Origin of the sequence: Mycobacterium sp. (assembly GCF_965229265.1) — a bacterium.
Classification (GTDB): domain Bacteria; phylum Actinomycetota; class Actinomycetes; order Mycobacteriales; family Mycobacteriaceae; genus Mycobacterium.
On the sequence record NZ_CBDDIY010000010.1, the window covers coordinates 1,861,924 to 1,879,982 of the forward strand.

The window sequence follows — 18,059 nt, forward strand, 5'->3', positions numbered from 1 at the left end:
GTCCTTCCTGCCGCGGAACCAGCCTAGTCACACCGTCACAACCGGTGGCGTCCCGCCGGACGCGGCGACACCGGCCGCCGTCGGCTGCGGCGGCCCTTCGCTGAGCCCGATCCGCTCGTGCAGGCGCGCCAACGGTGTGGGCGCCCACCAGTTCCATCGGCCCATCACGTGCATGAACGCCGGCAGCAGTGCCATCCGCACCAGGGTGGCATCGACGAGGACGGCCAGCGTCAGGCCCACCCCGAATAGGCGCATGAACGACACCTGCGCGGCCATCAGGGCGGCGAAGGCGATCGACATGATCAGCGCGGCGGCGGTGACCACCCGCCCGGTGCGGGCCAACCCCAGTGCCACGCTCTCGTCGTTGTCGGCACGGGTTTTCGCTCGGCCCGATGTCGCCGGCCCAGCGGCTCCGGACGCCAGCCAGTATTCGCGGATCCGGGCGACCAGGAACACCTCGTAGTCCATCGACAACCCGAAGGCTATGCAGAACAGCAGAACCGGCATATTGGCTTCCAGCGTGCCGGTCGGGGTGGTGCCGAAGGCACCCAGGTGACCCTCCTGGAAAATCCACACCAGAGCACCGAATGCCGCCGACAACGAGAGCACGTTGAGTATTAGCGCCTTGAGTGGCAACACCACGCTGCCGGTCAGCAAGAACAGCAGCGCGAAGGTGATCACCCCGATCAGGCCCAGTACCAACGGCATTCGCGAGGTGATGGCCTGCACGCTGTCACGGTTGGTCTGGGCGCCGCCGCCGATCAGGACGTCGTGGCCGGCCGGTGGCGGCACCGCGTGCAACGCGTCCAGCTGGGCTTTGGAGGCCGCCGAGAACAATGTGGTGGTGCTGCGCACGGTCAGGAAGGCGCTGCCGTCGGCGACGGCCGCAGGCGCCGATGGCGGGCCGACGTTGCGGCCGTCGACGAACGTGGCGGTGGGCGCGGAGACCAGCGAGACGTCGGGCACCCGGGACAGGTCGGCGGCGTAGCGCTCCATCGCGGCCGGGGTGATGCCGTCCGCGTCGGGGATCACCATGGCCACGGCGGTGTTGAAGTTGCTGGCGAAATCGGTGCGCAGTTGATCGCCGACCTGGTGGGTGGAAGCGCTCTTGGGCAGCACCCGGTCGTCGGGGTTGCCGAACTGCACCCGCAGGAACGGCGCACCGAGCAACAGCAGCAGCACAATGATCGCGGTGCCAATCGGAATCGACCGCCGCATAACGAATTTCGTCGACCGGTACCAGAACAGCGCAGTCAGCGGCTTGGCAGCGGGCTCCGGCCGGTTGAACATTCTGCGCAGCAGCCGGCGAAGGTCGAACGAGTCCAGTCGGTCACCCAGCAAGACGATGGCCGCCGGGGTGACGATCACGGCGGCAGCCGCAGCGAATGTGACGGTGGCGATGCCCGCATAGGCGAAGGACTTCAGAAAGTACATCGGGAACAGGATCATCGCCGCCATCGACAACGCCACCGTGGTCGCCGAGAACAGCACCGTACGACCGGCGGTGGCCATGGTGCGCACCAGTGCGCTCTGGCGGTCGGCACCGGCGGCGATCTCGTCGCGGTAGCGGCTGAGAATCAGCAGCGTGTAGTCGATCGCCAGCGCCAGGCCCAACGCGGTGGTGATGTTGAGCCCGAAGATGGACACGTCGGTGAAGAAGGTGATCAACCGCAACACCGCCAGCGAGCCCACGATCGCCATCAGCCCGACCGCCAGAGGCAGTGCGGCGGCGAGCAGTCCGCCGAACACCCAGACCAGAACCACGAAGCTCAACGGCACCGCGATGGACTCCATCAGCACCAGATCGCGCATCGTCTGTTCGGTGATCTGCGAGTAGATCATCGCGGTGCCGCCGGCTCGAACAGTGACGCCGCCGCTGTCCCGGACGACCTGGTTGGCCAGCGCCTTGGCGTACTTCTGGGCGTTATTCTCCCCGCCCCTCAGGAGCGCGACGATCAGTCCGGTCTTGCCGTCCTTGCTCAGCAGCTCCCCCGCCGCGGCCGGCGGCGACGTCCACGCCGAGCTGACGCTGATCACATGCGGCGATTCCGACAAGGTGCCGACGATCCCGGTGGCGACGGCTCGCGCCGCGGGGCCGGTGGCACCGGCCGAGTCTGTGACGGTGATGAGCAACTGCTGATCGCTTTGGCCGAACTTCTGGTCGAGCAGCCGCGCGGCGTGACTGCTTTCCGAGGTCGGGTCGACGAAGCCGCCCGCCGAGAGGCTGCCGGCCACCGGGATACCGAACACCGCGGTTGCCACCATCACCAGCACCGCGATGCCGACGATTCGCTTCGGCGCGCGAATGGCCAGGTGAGCGATGGTTTGCAGCACGGTTCCATCCTTCCCGGCAGTGGTCGGCCGGACGTCGGGGAATCAATGACGCAAGCGTGACGTCTGGCGCGGCGGTGGCCGACCTGACTCGGGAGTAAGAATTGCCAGGGTTTTCCGAAACGTGACTCAATGAATCCTTAATGGTTACCCATAGAGTCCTGAGTATGTGGATCGACGACACCAGTGCCGATGTCATCAAAGTCGACTTCGACGCGCTCTATCACGGCGACTTGTTGGTGGAGGGTGACACCTCGGAGCAGTTCGAGGATCTCCCCCCGCTCGCCAACGCCAGCTGAGCACAACGCCGACGGGCGCCACCGCCGCGTAACTGCGGCGAGGCGCCCTCCGGGGTTGATGTGCGTGAGCGGTGCCCGCCTGGGATCAGGCGGGCACTTTTGCGTCTTGGCTCGGCGCGAGCATCGCGGCCAGCCGCCCGCTGATGATCTCTTCGGCCTCGTTGACGATGCGGCTGACCAGCTCGGCGACCGTCGGGATGTCGTTGATCAGGCCCATCGCGGTGCCGACGGTCCAGATGCCGGCATCGACATCGCCCTCGTCGAACACCCGCCGGCCGCGCACTCCGGCGACCAGATCCTTGACGTCCTCGAACTGACCGCCGCCCTTGAGGATCTCCACGACCTCACGGGAGACCACGTTGGAGGCCACCCGAGCGGTGTTGTGCAGGCTGCGGAAGATCAGCTCGGTGCCCAACTCGTTGCCGGCCACGATCGCGTCCTTGACGTTCTGATGGATGCAGGACTCAGAAGTGCACATGAACCGGCTGCCCATGTTGATGCCGTCGGCGCCCAGCGCCAGCGCGGCCACCAGACCGCGGGCGTCGGCGAACCCGCCGGAGGCGATCATCGGGATCTCGATCTTGTCGGCGGCCGCCGGGATCAGCACCAGGCCCGGGACGTCGTCCTCGCCCGGATGCCCCGCGCACTCGAAACCGTCGATGCTGATGCCGTCCACACCCAGGCTCTGCGCCTTGACGGCGTGGCGCACCGAGGTGCACTTGTGCAGCACCTTGATGCCGTTGTCGTGGAACATCGGCAGATGCGGCGCCGGGTTGGAGCCCGCGGTCTCCACGATCTTGATGCCCGAGTCGACGATCACCTGCCGATACTCGTCATAGGGCGGCGGGTTGATCGAGGGCAGGATCGTCAGGTTCACCCCGAACGGCTTGTCGGTGAGCTCACGAGTGCGAGCAATCTCGTTGGCCAGATCCGCCGGGGTCGGCTGAGTCAGCGCCGTGATGAAGCCGAGCGCACCCGCATTGGCAACGGCGGCAACGAGTTCCGCGCGTCCCACCCACTGCATACCACCCTGGGCGATGGGGTGCTCGACCCCGAAGACCTCGGTGAATTTGGTCGTGATCGTCATGTCGGCCCCGGTTACCGCGGAGCCATGCGGATCGCGCCGTCGAGGCGGATCACCTCGCCATTGAGCATCGCGTTCTCCACGATGTGCACCGCCAGGGCACCGTATTCGTCGGGGTCGCCGAGGCGGGCGGGGTGCGGCACCTGCTGGCCCAGTGACTTCTGCGCCTCTTCGGGAAGCGAGCCGAGCAGCGGGGTCTTGAACAGACCGGGGGCGATGGTGACGACGCGGATCAGGCTGCGCGACAGGTCGCGCGCGATCGGCAGGGTCATCCCCACCACGCCACCCTTGGACGCCGAGTAGGCGGCCTGGCCGATCTGTCCGTCGAACGCCGCGACCGACGCGGTGTTGATGATGACGCCCCGCTCCTCGCCGATCGGGTCGGTCTTGGCGATCCGCTCGGCGGTAAGGCGCAGCACGTTGAACGTGCCGATCAGGTTGACCTCGACGACCTTCTTGAACTGGTCGAGCGGGAATGGGCCGTCCTTGCCCAGCGTCTTGATGGCGTTGCCGATGCCCGCGCAGTTGACGTTGATGCGCACCGGGCCCAGCGACTCGGCGATATCGAGCGCCTTGCCGACCGACTCCTCGTCGGTGACGTTGGCCGCGACGAACTTCGCGCGATCACCAAGCTGGGCCACCACTTCTTCGCCCTTGAGGTCGATGACGACGACCGATGCCCCGGCGTCGAGCAGTCGTTTGGTGGTGGCCAGGCCCAGGCCCGAGGCACCACCGGTGACAACGGCTACGGCGTCCTTGATCTCCACGAATGTGCTTCCTTTCGGTTGGTCGACCTACTGGTTGGTTGGGGACTATACCCAGTCGCGGAGGACGGCCTCGGTGTCGGCTCCCGGAACGCCCGGCGCGGTCGGCGCATCGGGCACCGTGCGAGAGAACCGGGGAGCAGGCGCCGGGAACAGCGAGCCGTTCTCGGAGTAGAAGGTGTTGCGCTCGGTGTTGTGCGGCTCGGACTCCACCTCGGCGAACGACAGCACCGGGGTGACGCAGGCGTCGCTACCCGCGAACACCCCGGCCCAGTGGTCGCGGTCGTGCTCGGCGAACTTCGCGGTGAGGATGGCCCGCAGCTCGGGCCAACGGGTGATGTCGTTCTGGTCAGGCAGGTCGGCACCGGCCAGGCCGAGCTTGTCCAGCAGCTCGGCGTAGAACTGCGGCTCGATCGAGCCGACCGCGACGTGGCGCCCGTCGGAACACTCGTAGGTGTCGTAGTACGGCGCACCGGTGTCGAGCATGTTGGTGCCGCGCACGTCGCTCCACATGCCCATGTGCCGGAACGCCCACATCATGGTGGCCAGCACGCTGGAACCGTCGACCATCGCGGCATCGACGACCTGGCCCACCCCGGAGCGCTCCCGCTCCCACAGCGCGGCCAGGATGCCGACGAGCAGGAACATCGACCCGCCGCCGAAGTCGCCGACGAGGTTCAGCGGCGGAACCGGGCGCTCGTTGACCCGCCCGACGGCATGCAGCACGCCGTTGAGCGAGATGTAGTTGATGTCATGGCCGGCTTGCTGGCTGCGTGGGCCGGTCTGGCCCCAGCCGGTCATCCGCGCGTAGATAAGGCGGTCGTTGACCTTGGCGCAGTCCTCGGGCCCCAGACCCAGACGCTCGGTGACACCGGGACGGTAGCCCTCGATGAGCACGTCGGCCTTGGCGATCAGTCCGAGCACGAGTTCGCGGTCCTGCTCACCCTTGAGGTTGGCGGCCACCGAGCGGCGGTTGCGCATCAGGTAGTCGTTGCTGGCCTTGGTCGGGATGCCCGGCCCCTTGCCGGGCCGCTCGATCCGCACGACGTCTGCGCCCAGGTCACCGAGGATCATCGCCGCGTGTGGGCCCGGGCCGATACCGGCCAATTCGACGACGCGCAAACCGTGCAGTGGTCCCGCCATAGTTCCCTACCCTCCAGTTGATTGATCGCCGCTCTACTATTTACACCCGTGCCGCCCCTCCGCGGGCCGGGCCCCCGTCGACGCTTAAGGTGCAGCCCATGACGACCACCGATACGTATGCAGGTATCCCCGAGCTGACGGCATCGCTCGACGACGGAGTGCTGTCGGTGACGCTGAACCGCCCCGAGAGCCTGAACGCCCTGACCGCGCCGATGCTGGGGACACTGGCCGACACCCTGGACCGCGCCGCCGACGACCCGCGGGTGCGCGTGGTGCGACTCGGCGGGGCCGGACGCGGGTTCAGCTCGGGTGCCGACATCAGTGCCGACAGCCACCCGGATGCGTCCGCGGCCGAGGACGACGTGTTGATCGAGGCCAACCGGGCGGTGCGCGCAATCGCGAACCTGCCCAAGCCGGTGGTGGCGGTGGTGCAGGGGCCCGTCGCCGGGGTGGGCGTGTCACTGGCGCTGGTCTGCGACGTCGTGGTGGCTTCGGAGAAGGCCTTCTTCCTGCTCGCCTTCACCAAGATCGGGTTGATGCCCGACGGGGGTGCCTCGGCGTTGGTGGCCGCTGCCGTCGGCCGGATCCGCGCGATGCGGATGGCGCTTCTGGCAGAACGGGTTTCGGCCATGCAGGCCTACGACTTCGGGTTGGTGAGCGCGGTCCATCCGGCCGAGGATCTCGATGCCGCGGTGGCGGCGGTGATCGACAAGCTAGTGTCCGGTCCGGCCCTCGCGCTGCGCAAGACCAAGCAGGCGATCAACGCCGCGACCCTCACCGAGCTGGATGCCGCCATCACCCGCGAGAGCGAAGGGCAGCTGATCTTGCTGGCGTCGAAGGATTTTCGCGAGGGCACCAAGGCATTCCAGGAGCACCGGTCGCCGAGCTTCACTGACTCTTAGCCCTGACTGTACTGACTACAGTCTCGGCGCTCGAAATTCGTTGGACGTGGCCCCTTCGGTCAGGGAGCATCGAGGCCATGAGCACGCCCTGCGACATCGGCGAGCCGGTGCCGACCACCGGCCGCTGGCGCGTGCTCGCACCGTTCGAATTCCGCGAATTCCGTCTGCTCATCGCGGCGATGTCGCTGTTCCTGTTCGCCGAAGGCATGTGGACCGTCGTGATGGCGCTTCAGGTGATCGCCCTGGCCGACGATCCCGCAGCACTGTCCCTGGTCGCCACCTGCCTCGCCGGCGGCATGCTGGCCTTCATCCTGGTCGGCGGCATCGTGGCCGACCGGGTTCCGCAGCGCGCCGTCATCATCGCCGTCGAGGCCGCCAACGCCGTCGCGACCGGCGCGGTGGCCGTCCTGGGCCTGGTCGGCAAGCTCCAACTATGGCATATGGCCGTCGCTGCAACGGTTCTCGGCATCGGCGCGGCCTTCTTCTTCCCCGCCTACAACTCGTACCTGCCGCGCATCCTGCCGCCCGAACACCTGCTGGCCGCCAACGGCCTCGAGGGTGCGATCCGCCCGACCCTGCAGCAGGCCATCGGTCCCGCCGCGGCCGGTGCGCTGATCGGGCTCACCTTCCCCGCACTGGGTTCGGTGACGGTGACCGTGCTCATGGTGATCGGACTGGTCTTGCTGGTGGCGATGCGCCCGGGACACGGCGAGCACATGACCGTCGAGCGCGAAAAGCCGCACGTGCTCACCGATCTGCGCGACGGCCTGCGCTTCGTGGTGCGCACCCCGTGGCTGCGCTGGACGCTGCTGTTCGCCAGCTGTTGGGTGTTCCTGGCGATGGGCCCGATCGAGGTGCTACTGCCGTTCATCGCCCGCGGCCGGTTCGCCCATGGTGAGCAGGTGTACGGCCTGATGCTCGCCGCGTTCGGGTTGGGTAGTGCGATCGGCGCGGTCGCGGTGTCCTCACGACCACTGCCGCGGCGCTACCTCACTGTGATGATGACGATGTGGGGCGTGGGCTCGCTGCCGTTCGTGATCGTCGGCACGACGTCCTCCCTGCCCCTGATGCTCATCGCCCTGTTTGTCGTCGGTCTGGCCGAGGGGGCGGGTGTCATCTGGGGCACGCTGCTACAGCGCCGTGTGCCGGCACAGATGCTGGGCCGGGTGTCGAGCCTGGATTTCTTCGTCTCGCTGGCGTTCATGCCGGTGTCGATGGCGGTCGCCGGCCCACTGTCCAAGGTGGTGCCGATCGAGCTCATCTTCGCCGTGGCCGGCATCGCGCCGGTGCTACTGGCCGCGATCGCACTCATCGCGGCCCGCATGCCGCGCGACGAGATCGCCCACCCGCTGCGCTAACCCCAGAACATCGGCGGCAGTGCCAGCACCATGATCAGACCCCACACCACGTGGGTGAGCACGGGTGCCAGCACTCCGCCGGTGGCTCGGCGTTCCCACGCACATACCGTGCCGAGGATGATGGCGGCGAACCCCAGCATCGGGTTGCCGCTGGCCGAGGTGACCACCGCGTAGAGCGCCGTGGAGATCACGACCGGGTGGAACCCACCCAGGGCGGTGTAGAGGGCGCCGCGAAAGAACAACTCCTCGGCGAAACCGTTGACCAACGTGATCACCACGACCAGAACCAGACTGCCGTGGTTGGCGAACTCCAACACCCGGGTGATCCGCTCGGCCACCGGCCCGATCTCCCGAGCCGCCAGACCGCCCACCACGAACACGCCACCGAGCGCCAGCCCAACCGCAAGCCCGGTGACGACCGGGCGTTGGTTGCGCCCCCGCCACCGGATACAACCCAGATGCACCGGGCCGGACAGCACCGTGCCCAGCGCCCACACCGCCGCCAGACCCAGCGTCAACCAGTAGAACGTCGTGTCGCCGGGGGTGCGGGTCAGCGAGTAGCCGAGCAAGGCCGCACCGACAACCATCACGACGCACACCACGATGCGGCGCCGCCGCACCACTGACGGCCATTCCTGGTGCGGCACGGCAACTTTGGCTGCCGCCGCACGGATCTCGGTGAGCACGGTCATGGCCGGCGGGCCTTCAACAGCAGATCCAGGCCGGTGCGCAGGACGCCGGCCAGCGGGCCGGGCACCGCGTCGAGCATGCGCAACGCCGGCCACGCGGCCACCGGAGTCACCGCTGCGGCTAGCCGCCGCAGCCGCAACGCGTCCCCGCCCGCCCAGACCGGATCGCTGTCGGCCAGGTGGTGCGGGTCGGCCAGTTCGTCCACCGGCCGTGCCGGTGGGCTCAGCACCGCCGCGGCGACGGCGTCCTCGAGTTCGGTGAGCCCGCCGGGCGGATCGGGCACATGGTCGGCCAGCACGGTGCCGGAGGCGGTCATCGGATGATCCAGCGACGCGATCAGATCAGCGGCCAGTCCGGTGGGCACCGGCACGGCCAGACCCGCCACCCGCGCCACGATGCTGCGCGGCACGATGTCGCGTACCGGCAAGCCCGCGCGGAGTTCACCGGCGGCGTCGACATAGGTCTGCAGCAACTCGCGGTAGGTGGTCGTGGCAGGCCCGACGATGTCGTACCCGCCGGGCGGCACGCGGTCGGCGTCCGCGGCGGCGAGCAGGTAGTAGAGCACGTCGCGGATCGAGATCGGGTCGATGTCGTTGTCCGCCCACGGCGGCAACGGAATCAGCCAGAACCGGTCGCCGACGTAGCGCACCATCTCGAAGGACGTCGACCCGGCGCCGATGATGACCGCCGCACCCAGCCAGACCAGTTCGGGCCCGCCGTCGACGTCGAGCGCCGAGGCGACCTCGGCGCGGCCGGCCAGGTGCTCGGACAGCGCCTCGCCGTCGGGGACGAACCCGCCGAGGTAGACGATGCGCCGCACACCGGTCGCCGCGGCTACCGCCACCAGGTTGGCGGCGGCGGCGTTATCGCGGTCGCGGAAGTCGGGCTGGCCGATGGCGTGCACCAGGTAGTAGACGATGTCGAAGGGCCCGGCGACCGCGAAGGCCGATTCGACCGAGGACGGGTCGTCGGCGTCGAGGAGAACCGCGGTCACGTCGTCACACCAGCCGAAGCGGCCGAGCTTCTCCGGGTCGCGGGTGGCAGCGACAACGTCGTGCCCCCGGTCGACCAGCGCGGCCACCAGTCGGGAACCGACATATCCGGTAGCACCGGTGACCAGCATCCGCATTGACTCCACGGTACGAAATATCGGCCGTCTGGAGGTGACGCAAACCTGACGTCACTGTGAGATGGGTCCCTCACTGGCGCGATGCAGGTCGATGAGGTGTTCGTAGACCGCGGCGTTGGTGCGGTTGCCGGCCAGTTCGTCGTCGCTGAGCTCACGCCGGACCTTGGCCGGCACCCCGGCCACCAGCGAGCCGGGGGGCACGACCATGCCCTGCGGCACCACCGCACCGGCCGCGACGATCGAACCTGCCCCGATCACCGCGCCGTTGAGGACGATCGCGCCCATCCCGACCAGGGCGCCGTCCTCGACCGTGCACCCGTGCAGCACCGCGTTGTGTCCGACCGTCACGCCGCTGCCGATCCGGGCCGGGAAGCCCGGGTCGACGTGCACGGTGGCCCCGTCCTGGATGTTGCTGCCCGCGCCGACGTCGATCGACTCGGCCTCGGCGCGCAGCGTCGCCGAGTACCAGACGCTGACCCGCGAGCCGAGCACGACCCGGCCGATCACCGCCGCATTGGGGGCGACCCAGGACTCGGGGTGAAGTTGGGGGGCGCGTCCGGCAACGGACATGATCAGTGGCTCAGCCATGGCCGTCATCGTAGGCGGGCGGGTTCAGGCGCCCTGGAACACCTTGCGGTAGCTCGACGGTGACATCCCCAGACCGCGACGCAGGTGGTGACGGAGGTTGCCGCCGGAGCCCAGGCCCGCGCGGCGGGCCACCTCGTCGACGGGCAGGTCTGCGGTCTCCAGCAGTTCCCGCGCCAGCTCCACCCGCCGGGTGCGAACCCACGCCCCCGGTGACTGCCCGGTCTCGTCACGGAATCGGCGGGAGAAGGTGCGCTCGCTCATCCGGGCATGCCGGGCCAGTTGCTCGATCGACAGTGGCTCGTCGAGGTGGTCGAGCGCCCATTGCCGGGTGGCCGCGGTCGACGCGTCATCCGTGGGCGCCCGCCGCTCGATGAACTGGGCCTGTCCCCCTTCCCGCCACGGCGGCACCACGCAGTACCGCGCCACGTCATTGGCCACCCAGGCACCGTGGTCACGCCGAATGATGTGCAGGCACAAGTCGATTCCGGCGGCCAGCCCAGCCGAGGTGAGCACGTCGCCGTCGTCGACGAACAACACGTTCTCGTCGAGCCGGACCTGGGGATGTAGCGCACGCAGGTCGTCGGCGAAACGCCAGTGTGTGGTGGCGGGCCTGCCGTCGAGGATCCCGGCGGCGGCCAGCACAAACGCCCCGGTGCAGATCGACACCAACCGCGTGCCGGGCCGGATCGAGGCCAGTGCCCGTGCGAGGTGCGGTTCCAGCACCCCGTCGGTGCGGGCGGGCCGATACCGGGTGCCGGGAACGACGACGGTATCGGCGGTCGCCAGTACCTCCGGACCAGCCGCGGGCACTATCGCGTAGCCGTTCGTCGTGGCGACCGGACCGCGGTGCAGCCCACAGGTCACCACGTCGTAGAGCGATGTGCCGTCGGCGTCGGCGGCCGCGCCGAAGAGTGTGGGAGCGATGCCCGCGTCGAATCCGACCACCGGCTCCACCAGCAGGACCGCCACCCGATGCATACGTCAGTGTGGCATGTTTTTGACGGATAGTGTCTCTCTTGCCACTAGCTGATGCGGTGGGCGATCCGACAGAGTGGTCCGGTGACATCCACGTCCACCTCAACGACCCCGCCCACCCGTACCGGCCTGCACTGGGCCTGGGTGGTGGCGGGCGTCAGCTTCGTGGCGATCCTCGGAGCGGCCGGCTTCCGCTCGGTGCCCGGCGTGATGATGAATCCGCTGCACCACGAGTTCGGCTGGTCACACGGTGCCGTCGGGTTGGCCATGTCGGTGAACATGACGCTGTTCGGGCTGACGGCTCCGTTCGCCGCCGCCCTGATGGACCGATTCGGGGTGCGCCCGGTCCTGGCCGCAGCGCTGGTGCTCATCGCGACGGGTTCGGCGGCCAGCGTGCTGATGACCGCGAGCTGGCAGCTGGTGCTGCTGTGGGGTGTGCTGGTCGGTGCCGGCACCGGGGCGATCTCGATGGGCTTCGTCGCCACCATCGCGGTCCGCTGGTTCGAACAGCGTCGGGGACTGGTCACCGGTGTGCTCACCGCGGCCAGCGCGACCGGGCAGCTGATCTTCCTGCCCGTTGTCGCCGAGGTGACCACACGGCACGGCTGGCGGTGGGCCGCACTGATCGTCGCCGGCGCGGCGCTGGCCGTGGTGCCGCCGGTGCTGCTGCTCATGCGCAACTACCCCGCGGACAAGGGTCTGCTGCCCTATGGAGCGACCACCGCAGGTGCACCGCAGCTCGTTGCCGCGTCGAGTTTCCGCGCCGCCGTCGACGGACTGCGCATCGGCGCGCGCGTCCCGGCGTTCTGGCTGCTGGCCGGCAGTTTCGCGATCTGCGGCATGACCACCAACGGCCTGATCGGCACCCACTTCATCCCGGCGGCCAATGACCACGGGATGCCCACCACCGTCGCGGCCGGGCTGCTGGCGACCGTCGGCATCCTCGATGTCGCCGGAACGGTGCTGTCCGGCTGGCTCACCGACCGGGTCGATCCCCGGCTGTTGCTGGTGGTCTACTACCTCGGCCGCGGCGTCTCGCTGATGGTGTTGCCGACACTGCTTTCCCCGCACGCCGAGCCGGGTACCTGGGTGTTCATCCTCTTCTACGGGCTGGACTGGGTGGCGACGGTGCCGCCGACGATTGTGTTGTGCCGCGAGTACTTCGGCTCGCGCTCCCCCATTGTGTTCGGCTGGGTGTTCGCCGCTCACCAGCTCGGCGCCGCGGTGGCCGCGGCCGGTGCGGGCTGGCTTCGCGATGTGCAGGGCACCTACGACCTGGCGTTCCGGCTGGCTGCCGCCCTGTGTGTCGTCGCAGCGGCATTGTGCTGGCGTGTCCGACGCCCGGGGCTCTGAGCTGGCCTTTCCGGCCTCGTTTTGAGCCTGACGCTTTGCTGCCAGTACGATTCGTCCGGCGTCGCGGCACCCGGGGACCCGCGACATGCCCACTCCACGGAAGACTCAAGGAGCCGAAGTGAGCACTCGTACCAAGACCCTCGGTGTTGCCGCTGCCCTCGCCGCGATCGCCGTCGCTATTCCGACAGCCGTGCAGGCCTACGCCGATCCCAGCACGACCACCACCACCCCGGCGGCGCCGACGACGACCTCCGGGATCCCGGTACCCAGCATGAGCCAGCTGCCCGACCCGCAGGGTCCGGGCTGCGACGCCTACAAGAGCAAGGTGCCCACCGGCACCGGCTCGTTCGCCAGCATGGGCAATCAGCCGGCCTCGGAGGCCATCGCCGCGAACCCGGACCTGAGCACCTTCAGCGCGGCAATCTCCGGAAAGCTGAACCCGGCCGTCAACGTCACCAGCGTCCTCGACGGCGGCCCCTACGTGGTCTTCGCCCCGACCAACGACGCGTTCGCCAAGCTGGATCCGGCCACCCTGGACCAGCTCAAGAACGACCCGGCGGTGCTGCTGCCGACGCTCTACTACCACATGGTGCTGGGCTATCTCGGCCCCGACGATGTTGACGGCAAGATGCCGACGCAGGACGGCCGCACCATCTCGGTGACCGGCAAGGGCGGTGACATCAAGATCAATGACACCGCGAAGGTGGTGTGCAACTACACCGCCCGCGGCGCCTACATCTACATGATCGACACCGTGCTCAACCCGGCCGATGCGCCGCAGCCCAACACGAAGCCCACGTCGACCACCACGTCGACCACCACTACGTCGACCACCGAAACGACGCCGACCTCCGCGGCGCCGCCTTCCGCCGCGCCGAGTTCCGCCGGGCCGAGCGCCTAGTTCAGCGCCGGCCGGAACCCTCGGCCAACGCGCCACGGACGAACGTGGCCAGTGCCCGCGCCGGCAGGGTGGATGCCAGGGTGTTGTTGGCCGCACGCTGCAGGGCAAGACCGTGCGACAGCGCCAGTTGGGCGACGCCGAACTCGTAGGGGGTCAGGGTCGACGCAATTCCCAGGCGGTCGAAGTGGGTCTCGATGAGGCTGCCCAGGCGCTGCCGGTAGGACTCGTAGATGGCCGCGAACTCCTCGGCCATCCTGCCGCCGCGCATCGCATACAGCTGAAACTCGGTGGTCAGCAGACACCAGCTGGGGTCCTCGCCCAGAACGCGGTACCGCCGCTCGATCGCCGGTGCGAGATCTTCGGCGGTGGCGATCCGTTCGAGGGCTCGGCCCAGGGTCTCGACCTCAGCGTCGAGATGGCGGCCGAGCAGGGCAACGAACAACTCGTCCTTGGACTCGAAGTTCGAGTAGAAGCTCACCTGCTCATCCGCTACAACACCGAGCGGGCGCGCCATCACCAGCGGTGGGAGTCGGCTCTTGCCGCCTGGGACGGCCCGCTGCAGCTGGTCTGGGGTCTTGCCGATCCGGTGTCAGGCCAACATGTCCTGCAAGCGGCGACCCGGCTCCTGCCGCGCGGCCGGGTGATCGAGCTCGACGGTGTCGGCCACTACCCGCAGTCGGAAGCTCCGGGCGCGGTCGCGACAGCGATCCGGACCGACGTCTGACACCGCCTAGTCAGCGCGCCTGCCAGACCGGTTGACGTTTCTCGGCGAAGGCCAGCGGGCCCTCCTTGGCATCGGCGGACTTCATCAGCGGTCCGATCTCGCGCATGGTGCGGGTCCAGCCGGCTTCGTCGGCGGTGATGGTCCCGTCATCGACACCGGCCGCGACACGCTTGCTGGCCTGCACGGCCAGCGGCGCGTTGACGGTGATCCGCTGCGCCAGAGCCAGCGCGGCGTCCACCGCGGTGCCGTCGGGCACGACCTCGTTGATCAGGCCCCACCGCAGCGCCTCGGCGGCGGTGATCGGTTCACCGGTGAACAACAACTGCATGGCCACCTTGCGCGGCAGCTGCTCGACGATGCGGAACACACCGCCGGCCGCGGCCACCAGACCGCGTTTGACCTCGGGCAGCCCGAACGTGGCGCTCTGCTGCGCGACGACGAGGTCGCTGGCCAGCGCCAGCTCGGTGCCGCCGCCCAGCGCGGTGCCGTTCACCGCGGCAATGGTGGGCTTGTCGATGAAGTGCCGCACGTAGCCGGCAAATCCCCACTCCGGGTGTTGGGGGTGGAAGATGTTCTCCCGCCGCGAGATTGCCTTCAGATCGGCGCCGGCGCAGAACGACTTGTCACCGGCACCGGTGATCACCACCGCCCACACCTCGGCGTCGTCCTGCGCCTGCTGCAGGGCATCGCCAAGGGCGGTGCTCACCGCACCGTTGACCGCGTTGCGGGCCTCAGGCCGGTTGATGGTGATCAGCGCGACGTTGCCCCGCCGCTCGTAGAGAGCGGCGGGGGCTTGCACGTCTGACACTAGAGCAGCTCGAGGATGGTGGCGTTGGCCTGGCCGCCGCCCTCACACATCGTCTGCAGGCCGTACTGGATGTTGTTGTCCCGCATGTGGTAAAGCAGCGTGGTGAGGATGCGGGCGCCCGAGCCGCCCAGCGGGTGGCCGAGCGCAATCGCGCCACCGTTGGGGTTGAGCTTCTTCTCGTCGGCGCCGATGTCCTTGAGCCAGGCCATCGGAACCGGCGCGAACGCCTCGTTGACCTCGAAGACACCGATGTCGTCGACGGTCAGGCCGGACTTCTTGAGGGCCTTCTGGGTGGCCGGGATCGGCGCGGTCAGCATGATGACCGGATCGGCACCGGCCAACGTCGCGGTGTGCACCTTGGCCAGCGGCTCGAGGCCCAGATCCTTGGCCTTCTCTGCCGACATGATCAGCAGTGCGGCCGAACCGTCCGAGATCTGCGAGGAGTTGCCGGCGTGGATCACGCCGTCCTCGGAGAACGCCGGCTTGATCTTTGCCATCGACTCGATGGTGCCACCGCGGCGGATACCGCCGTCCTCGAGCACCACGGTGTCGTTACCGTCGGCGTCCTTGGTCTTGATGCCGACGATCTGATCCTTGAACGCACCGGCGTCTTGCGCGGCAGCGGCCTTTTCGTGCGAGCGCAGGGAGAACTCGTCGAGCTCGGTTCGGCTGAAGCCCCACTGTTCGGCGACCATCTCGGCGCCGACACCCTGGTTCGGGGTCTTGGCGTAGCGCGCCTTGAAGCTCTCCGCGTAGGGGTAGCCGCCGTTGGCCAGCGATGCGCCCATCGGGGTCCGCGACATCGACTCGACGCCACCGGCGACGACGACGTCGTAGTGACCGGCGATGACGCCGGCCACCGCGAAGTTCAGCGACTGCTGGCTTGAACCGCATTGGCGGTCGACGGTCACGCCGGCAACGGTTTCGGGCCAGCCCGCGGTCAGCGCCGCGGTGCGGGCGATGTCGAGGGCCTGCTCGCCTGCCTGCATGACGCAACCCCAGATGACATCGTCGATCAGGGCTGGATCGACACCGGCCCGCTCGACCAGACCATTGAGCACCTGGGCCGACAGCTCGGCGGGGTGCACTCCGGACAGTGCGCCGTTGCGCTTTCCGACTGGCGAACGTACAGCCTCGACAATGACCGCTTCAGCCATCGGCCTTCTCCTTGGGTGAGATGAATAGTTGGTCTTCGATTCTTAGCACCGGCCCTCGGCCTGCCGCGCAGCGGGGTCAACCAACCGTTCGGTTAGTCGCTTACTGACCGCTGGTGACGTGCACCGGAAGGGTGTCGTCCCAGGGCTGACGGGTGACCATGTCGGCGACGGCGACGTAGCCGGTCTCGAACTGGCCGGTGGCGGCGTCGACGAGCCGGTACTCCTGGCGCTGCCGATGGATCGGCTGGGCGTCGAGCAGCACGATCCTGACCTCGCCCGGTTCGAAGTGGCAGCGCTGCTGCATCGCCGCGATGAGCTGCTCGTTGTGCATATGCCCGTCGCCGAAGTTCCAGCCGATGGCCATGCTGCAGATGCGTTCGCCGTCGGTGATCGAGTAGTCGTCTTCGTTCTGTCCGGCCATCGCGCGGTGGGCGAGGGTGAACAACGCCTTGCCGTGGGTGTTGAACGCCCGGAACGCATAGCCCATGTAGATCGGGATCTGGGCGGCCTCCTTGCTGCCGTAGAACTTCTCCAGCTGGGCGGCCGGCATGTTGGCGATCGAGACCAGGTTCTGTTCGATCTTCGCCTCGGCGGAGGGCTTGATGCACCACAGCGTGGTGTCCCAGTTACCGGCGTAGTAGCGCATGCCCGGAAGAAAGGAAACCTTGCGCGGGAACAGGTTCCCGAGCGTGACGGTGCCGGCCAGCACCAGGAACAGCAGGATCGGCCAGGGCGAGGTGATGTCGGTGATGCCGATCTGGGCGTGCGCGACGAACAGCGACAGCACCGAGAAGATCATGAAGACGTTCCACTCCAGCGGCACGCCCATCGGGATGGACGACAGGATCCCCAGATGGAAGCAGACCATCACGAAGGCGGCGATCGCCGTCGGCCATCCGCCATGGGAGAAGAACAGCGCCAGCGGCACCAGCGCCTCGATGGCCGTGCTGATGTGTGCCAGCACGTGTGACATCCGCCCGGGCCGAAGATCGTCGGGGAAGCGGGCGAAGAACATCCGCTTAAGGAATTTCGGGCGCATCACGGGGCTGTTGGACATCATCGTGGAGATGACGAACGGGAAGTGCCGGGTGAGCTTGGAGATCGCCGCGCCGATCCAGATCACCATGCACACCAGCTTGGCGGCCACGATGATGTCGGCCCCGGCGAACAGGAAAGCGACGGCGAAGGCGCCGTACACCTCGCCGCGGGCGGCCAGGAAGATCACCTTGTCGCGCAGGCCGGCCAGCGCCAGCAACACCAGGACCGCGACGATCTGCCAGCTCGGCAGCAGGCCCACGGTGGTGCCCAGCTCCGGAATGGGTCCGGTGCCGTCGGAGAACAGCGCCACCACCAGCATCACGATCAGCGCCGCGTAGAGCGCGACGTCGACCGGACCGCGGGCATCCCCCTTGGTCAACGGCACCCGGTTGGGCCACGGTGGCAGCCGGATCGTCTTGGGCCGCAACCAGTACAGGATCGAACCCATCGGTGGGAAGAACCGGTTGTTGAGCGGTCCGAAGCCGCACCCGAGGCCGACGACCTCGAACAGCATCGTGTACAGGACGGCCTTCTCGAACACGATCGGTTCCGACCACCACGAACCGATGTTGGTCAGCCCGTCGATACCTTTGGTCGCCAGACCGAACAGCGCGCCGATGAAAATGTAGAGCAGGATTTTCACGACGTAGAACAAGTGCAGGGCGACCGGCGTTCCGAAGCCCACCTCGGCCCAGTGCCGCGCCATCGGCTTGATCTTCTCCGCACGCGTGCCTTGGCTCCACGTCTCGAAGTCGAGGACGGGCGTTTCTTGCTTCAGAAATCCCATGCGCGCAAGACTAGAACGTGTTCTAGTC

General features: G+C 68.1%; 18 protein-coding genes. 6 read left to right on the forward strand and 12 right to left on the reverse strand.

The annotated features are described in order from the left end of the window. Positions 1 to 27 precede the first annotated feature (27 nt). On the reverse strand, positions 28 to 2,334 hold the full coding sequence (locus tag ADBZ9K_RS10490) for an MMPL family transporter (RefSeq protein WP_526620034.1): 2,307 nt from the start codon (positions 2,332 to 2,334) through the stop codon (positions 28 to 30). Positions 2,335 to 2,498: 164 nt separating this feature from the next. Between ADBZ9K_RS10490 and ADBZ9K_RS10495 the strand changes: the two genes are divergently transcribed. Beyond that, positions 2,499 to 2,630, forward strand: coding sequence for a hypothetical protein (locus tag ADBZ9K_RS10495; protein WP_135427096.1), 132 nt, complete (start codon positions 2,499 to 2,501; stop codon positions 2,628 to 2,630). A gap of 85 nt (positions 2,631 to 2,715) precedes the next feature. On the opposite strand, the gene ADBZ9K_RS10500 is transcribed toward ADBZ9K_RS10495, so the two are convergent. From ADBZ9K_RS10500 to ADBZ9K_RS10510, 3 genes are read right to left on the reverse strand one after another with little or no spacing between them, the layout of a single operon-like run. Continuing rightward, on the reverse strand, positions 2,716 to 3,717 hold the full coding sequence (locus tag ADBZ9K_RS10500) for an NAD(P)H-dependent flavin oxidoreductase (protein ID WP_526620036.1): 1,002 nt from the start codon (positions 3,715 to 3,717) through the stop codon (positions 2,716 to 2,718). Between the two features lie 11 nt (positions 3,718 to 3,728). Next, positions 3,729 to 4,481 (reverse strand): 3-hydroxyacyl-CoA dehydrogenase, encoded by a 753-nt coding sequence (locus ADBZ9K_RS10505; protein WP_526620038.1) that lies wholly within the window; start codon positions 4,479 to 4,481, stop codon positions 3,729 to 3,731. Positions 4,482 to 4,526: 45 nt separating this feature from the next. Next, positions 4,527 to 5,621 carry a CaiB/BaiF CoA transferase family protein gene (locus tag ADBZ9K_RS10510; protein ID WP_526620039.1) on the reverse strand — a complete coding sequence of 365 codons (1,095 nt, stop codon included), beginning with the start codon at positions 5,619 to 5,621 and terminating at the stop codon, positions 4,527 to 4,529. Positions 5,622 to 5,719: 98 nt separating this feature from the next. Here ADBZ9K_RS10510 and ADBZ9K_RS10515 point away from each other — a divergent pair, with 98 nt between their 5' ends. Next, entirely contained in the window at positions 5,720 to 6,523 is an 804-nt protein-coding gene (locus tag ADBZ9K_RS10515; protein ID WP_526620040.1) for an enoyl-CoA hydratase/isomerase family protein, read from the forward strand. A 95-nt stretch (positions 6,524 to 6,618) separates the two neighbouring features. Then, positions 6,619 to 7,881: a tetracycline efflux MFS transporter Tet(V) gene (gene tet(V), locus ADBZ9K_RS10520; RefSeq protein WP_526620902.1), complete on the forward strand. Its 1,263-nt coding sequence runs from the start codon at positions 6,619 to 6,621 to the stop codon at positions 7,879 to 7,881. On the opposite strand, the gene ADBZ9K_RS10525 is transcribed toward tet(V), so the two are convergent. From ADBZ9K_RS10525 to ADBZ9K_RS10540, 4 genes are read right to left on the reverse strand one after another with little or no spacing between them, the layout of a single operon-like run. Next, positions 7,878 to 8,573 carry a CPBP family intramembrane glutamic endopeptidase gene (locus ADBZ9K_RS10525; RefSeq protein ID WP_526620042.1) on the reverse strand — a complete coding sequence of 232 codons (696 nt, stop codon included), beginning with the start codon at positions 8,571 to 8,573 and terminating at the stop codon, positions 7,878 to 7,880. The two genes, tet(V) and ADBZ9K_RS10525, sit on opposite strands and share 4 nt — an antisense overlap. After that, complete coding sequence (locus ADBZ9K_RS10530) at positions 8,570 to 9,700, reverse strand: NAD(P)H-binding protein (RefSeq protein WP_526620044.1); 1,131 nt, start codon at positions 9,698 to 9,700, stop codon at positions 8,570 to 8,572. The genes ADBZ9K_RS10525 and ADBZ9K_RS10530 overlap by 4 nt, the downstream gene beginning before the upstream one ends. 51 nt (positions 9,701 to 9,751) lie before the next feature. Beyond that, the gene (locus ADBZ9K_RS10535; protein ID WP_526620046.1) at positions 9,752 to 10,288 is read right to left on the reverse strand and encodes a gamma carbonic anhydrase family protein; all 537 of its coding nucleotides are present in this window, start codon (positions 10,286 to 10,288) and stop codon (positions 9,752 to 9,754) included. Positions 10,289 to 10,312: 24 nt separating this feature from the next. Further along, the gene (locus tag ADBZ9K_RS10540; protein WP_526620048.1) at positions 10,313 to 11,266 is read right to left on the reverse strand and encodes a GlxA family transcriptional regulator; all 954 of its coding nucleotides are present in this window, start codon (positions 11,264 to 11,266) and stop codon (positions 10,313 to 10,315) included. A 51-nt stretch (positions 11,267 to 11,317) separates the two neighbouring features. On the opposite strand from ADBZ9K_RS10540, the gene ADBZ9K_RS10545 reads away from it, so the two are divergent. Together ADBZ9K_RS10545 and ADBZ9K_RS10550 are read left to right on the forward strand one after the other, a co-directional pair. Then, on the forward strand, positions 11,318 to 12,616 hold the full coding sequence (locus ADBZ9K_RS10545) for an MFS transporter (RefSeq protein ID WP_526620049.1): 1,299 nt from the start codon (positions 11,318 to 11,320) through the stop codon (positions 12,614 to 12,616). 118 nt (positions 12,617 to 12,734) lie between these two features. Next, positions 12,735 to 13,517: a fasciclin domain-containing protein gene (locus tag ADBZ9K_RS10550; protein ID WP_526620051.1), complete on the forward strand. Its 783-nt coding sequence runs from the start codon at positions 12,735 to 12,737 to the stop codon at positions 13,515 to 13,517. A 1-nt stretch (position 13,518) separates the two neighbouring features. On the opposite strand, the gene ADBZ9K_RS10555 is transcribed toward ADBZ9K_RS10550, so the two are convergent. After that, a complete protein-coding gene (locus ADBZ9K_RS10555) occupies positions 13,519 to 13,995 on the reverse strand; it encodes a TetR/AcrR family transcriptional regulator (protein WP_526620053.1) in 477 nt (158 codons plus the stop codon). Positions 13,996 to 14,103: 108 nt separating this feature from the next. On the opposite strand from ADBZ9K_RS10555, the gene ADBZ9K_RS10560 reads away from it, so the two are divergent. Next, complete coding sequence (locus tag ADBZ9K_RS10560; protein WP_526620055.1) at positions 14,104 to 14,241, forward strand: alpha/beta fold hydrolase; 138 nt, start codon at positions 14,104 to 14,106, stop codon at positions 14,239 to 14,241. A 10-nt stretch (positions 14,242 to 14,251) separates the two neighbouring features. On the opposite strand, the gene ADBZ9K_RS10565 is transcribed toward ADBZ9K_RS10560, so the two are convergent. From ADBZ9K_RS10565 to ADBZ9K_RS10575, 3 genes are all read right to left on the reverse strand, one after another. After that, a complete protein-coding gene (locus tag ADBZ9K_RS10565) occupies positions 14,252 to 15,049 on the reverse strand; it encodes an enoyl-CoA hydratase/isomerase family protein (protein WP_526620057.1) in 798 nt (265 codons plus the stop codon). Further along, complete coding sequence (locus ADBZ9K_RS10570) at positions 15,049 to 16,206, reverse strand: thiolase family protein (protein ID WP_526620058.1); 1,158 nt, start codon at positions 16,204 to 16,206, stop codon at positions 15,049 to 15,051. Before ADBZ9K_RS10570 ends, ADBZ9K_RS10565 begins: the two co-directional genes overlap by 1 nt. A 100-nt stretch (positions 16,207 to 16,306) precedes the next feature. Then, positions 16,307 to 18,031, reverse strand: a complete 1,725-nt coding sequence (locus ADBZ9K_RS10575; RefSeq protein ID WP_526620060.1) for a DUF3556 domain-containing protein — start codon at positions 18,029 to 18,031, stop codon at positions 16,307 to 16,309. Between the last annotated feature and the right edge of the window lie 28 nt (positions 18,032 to 18,059).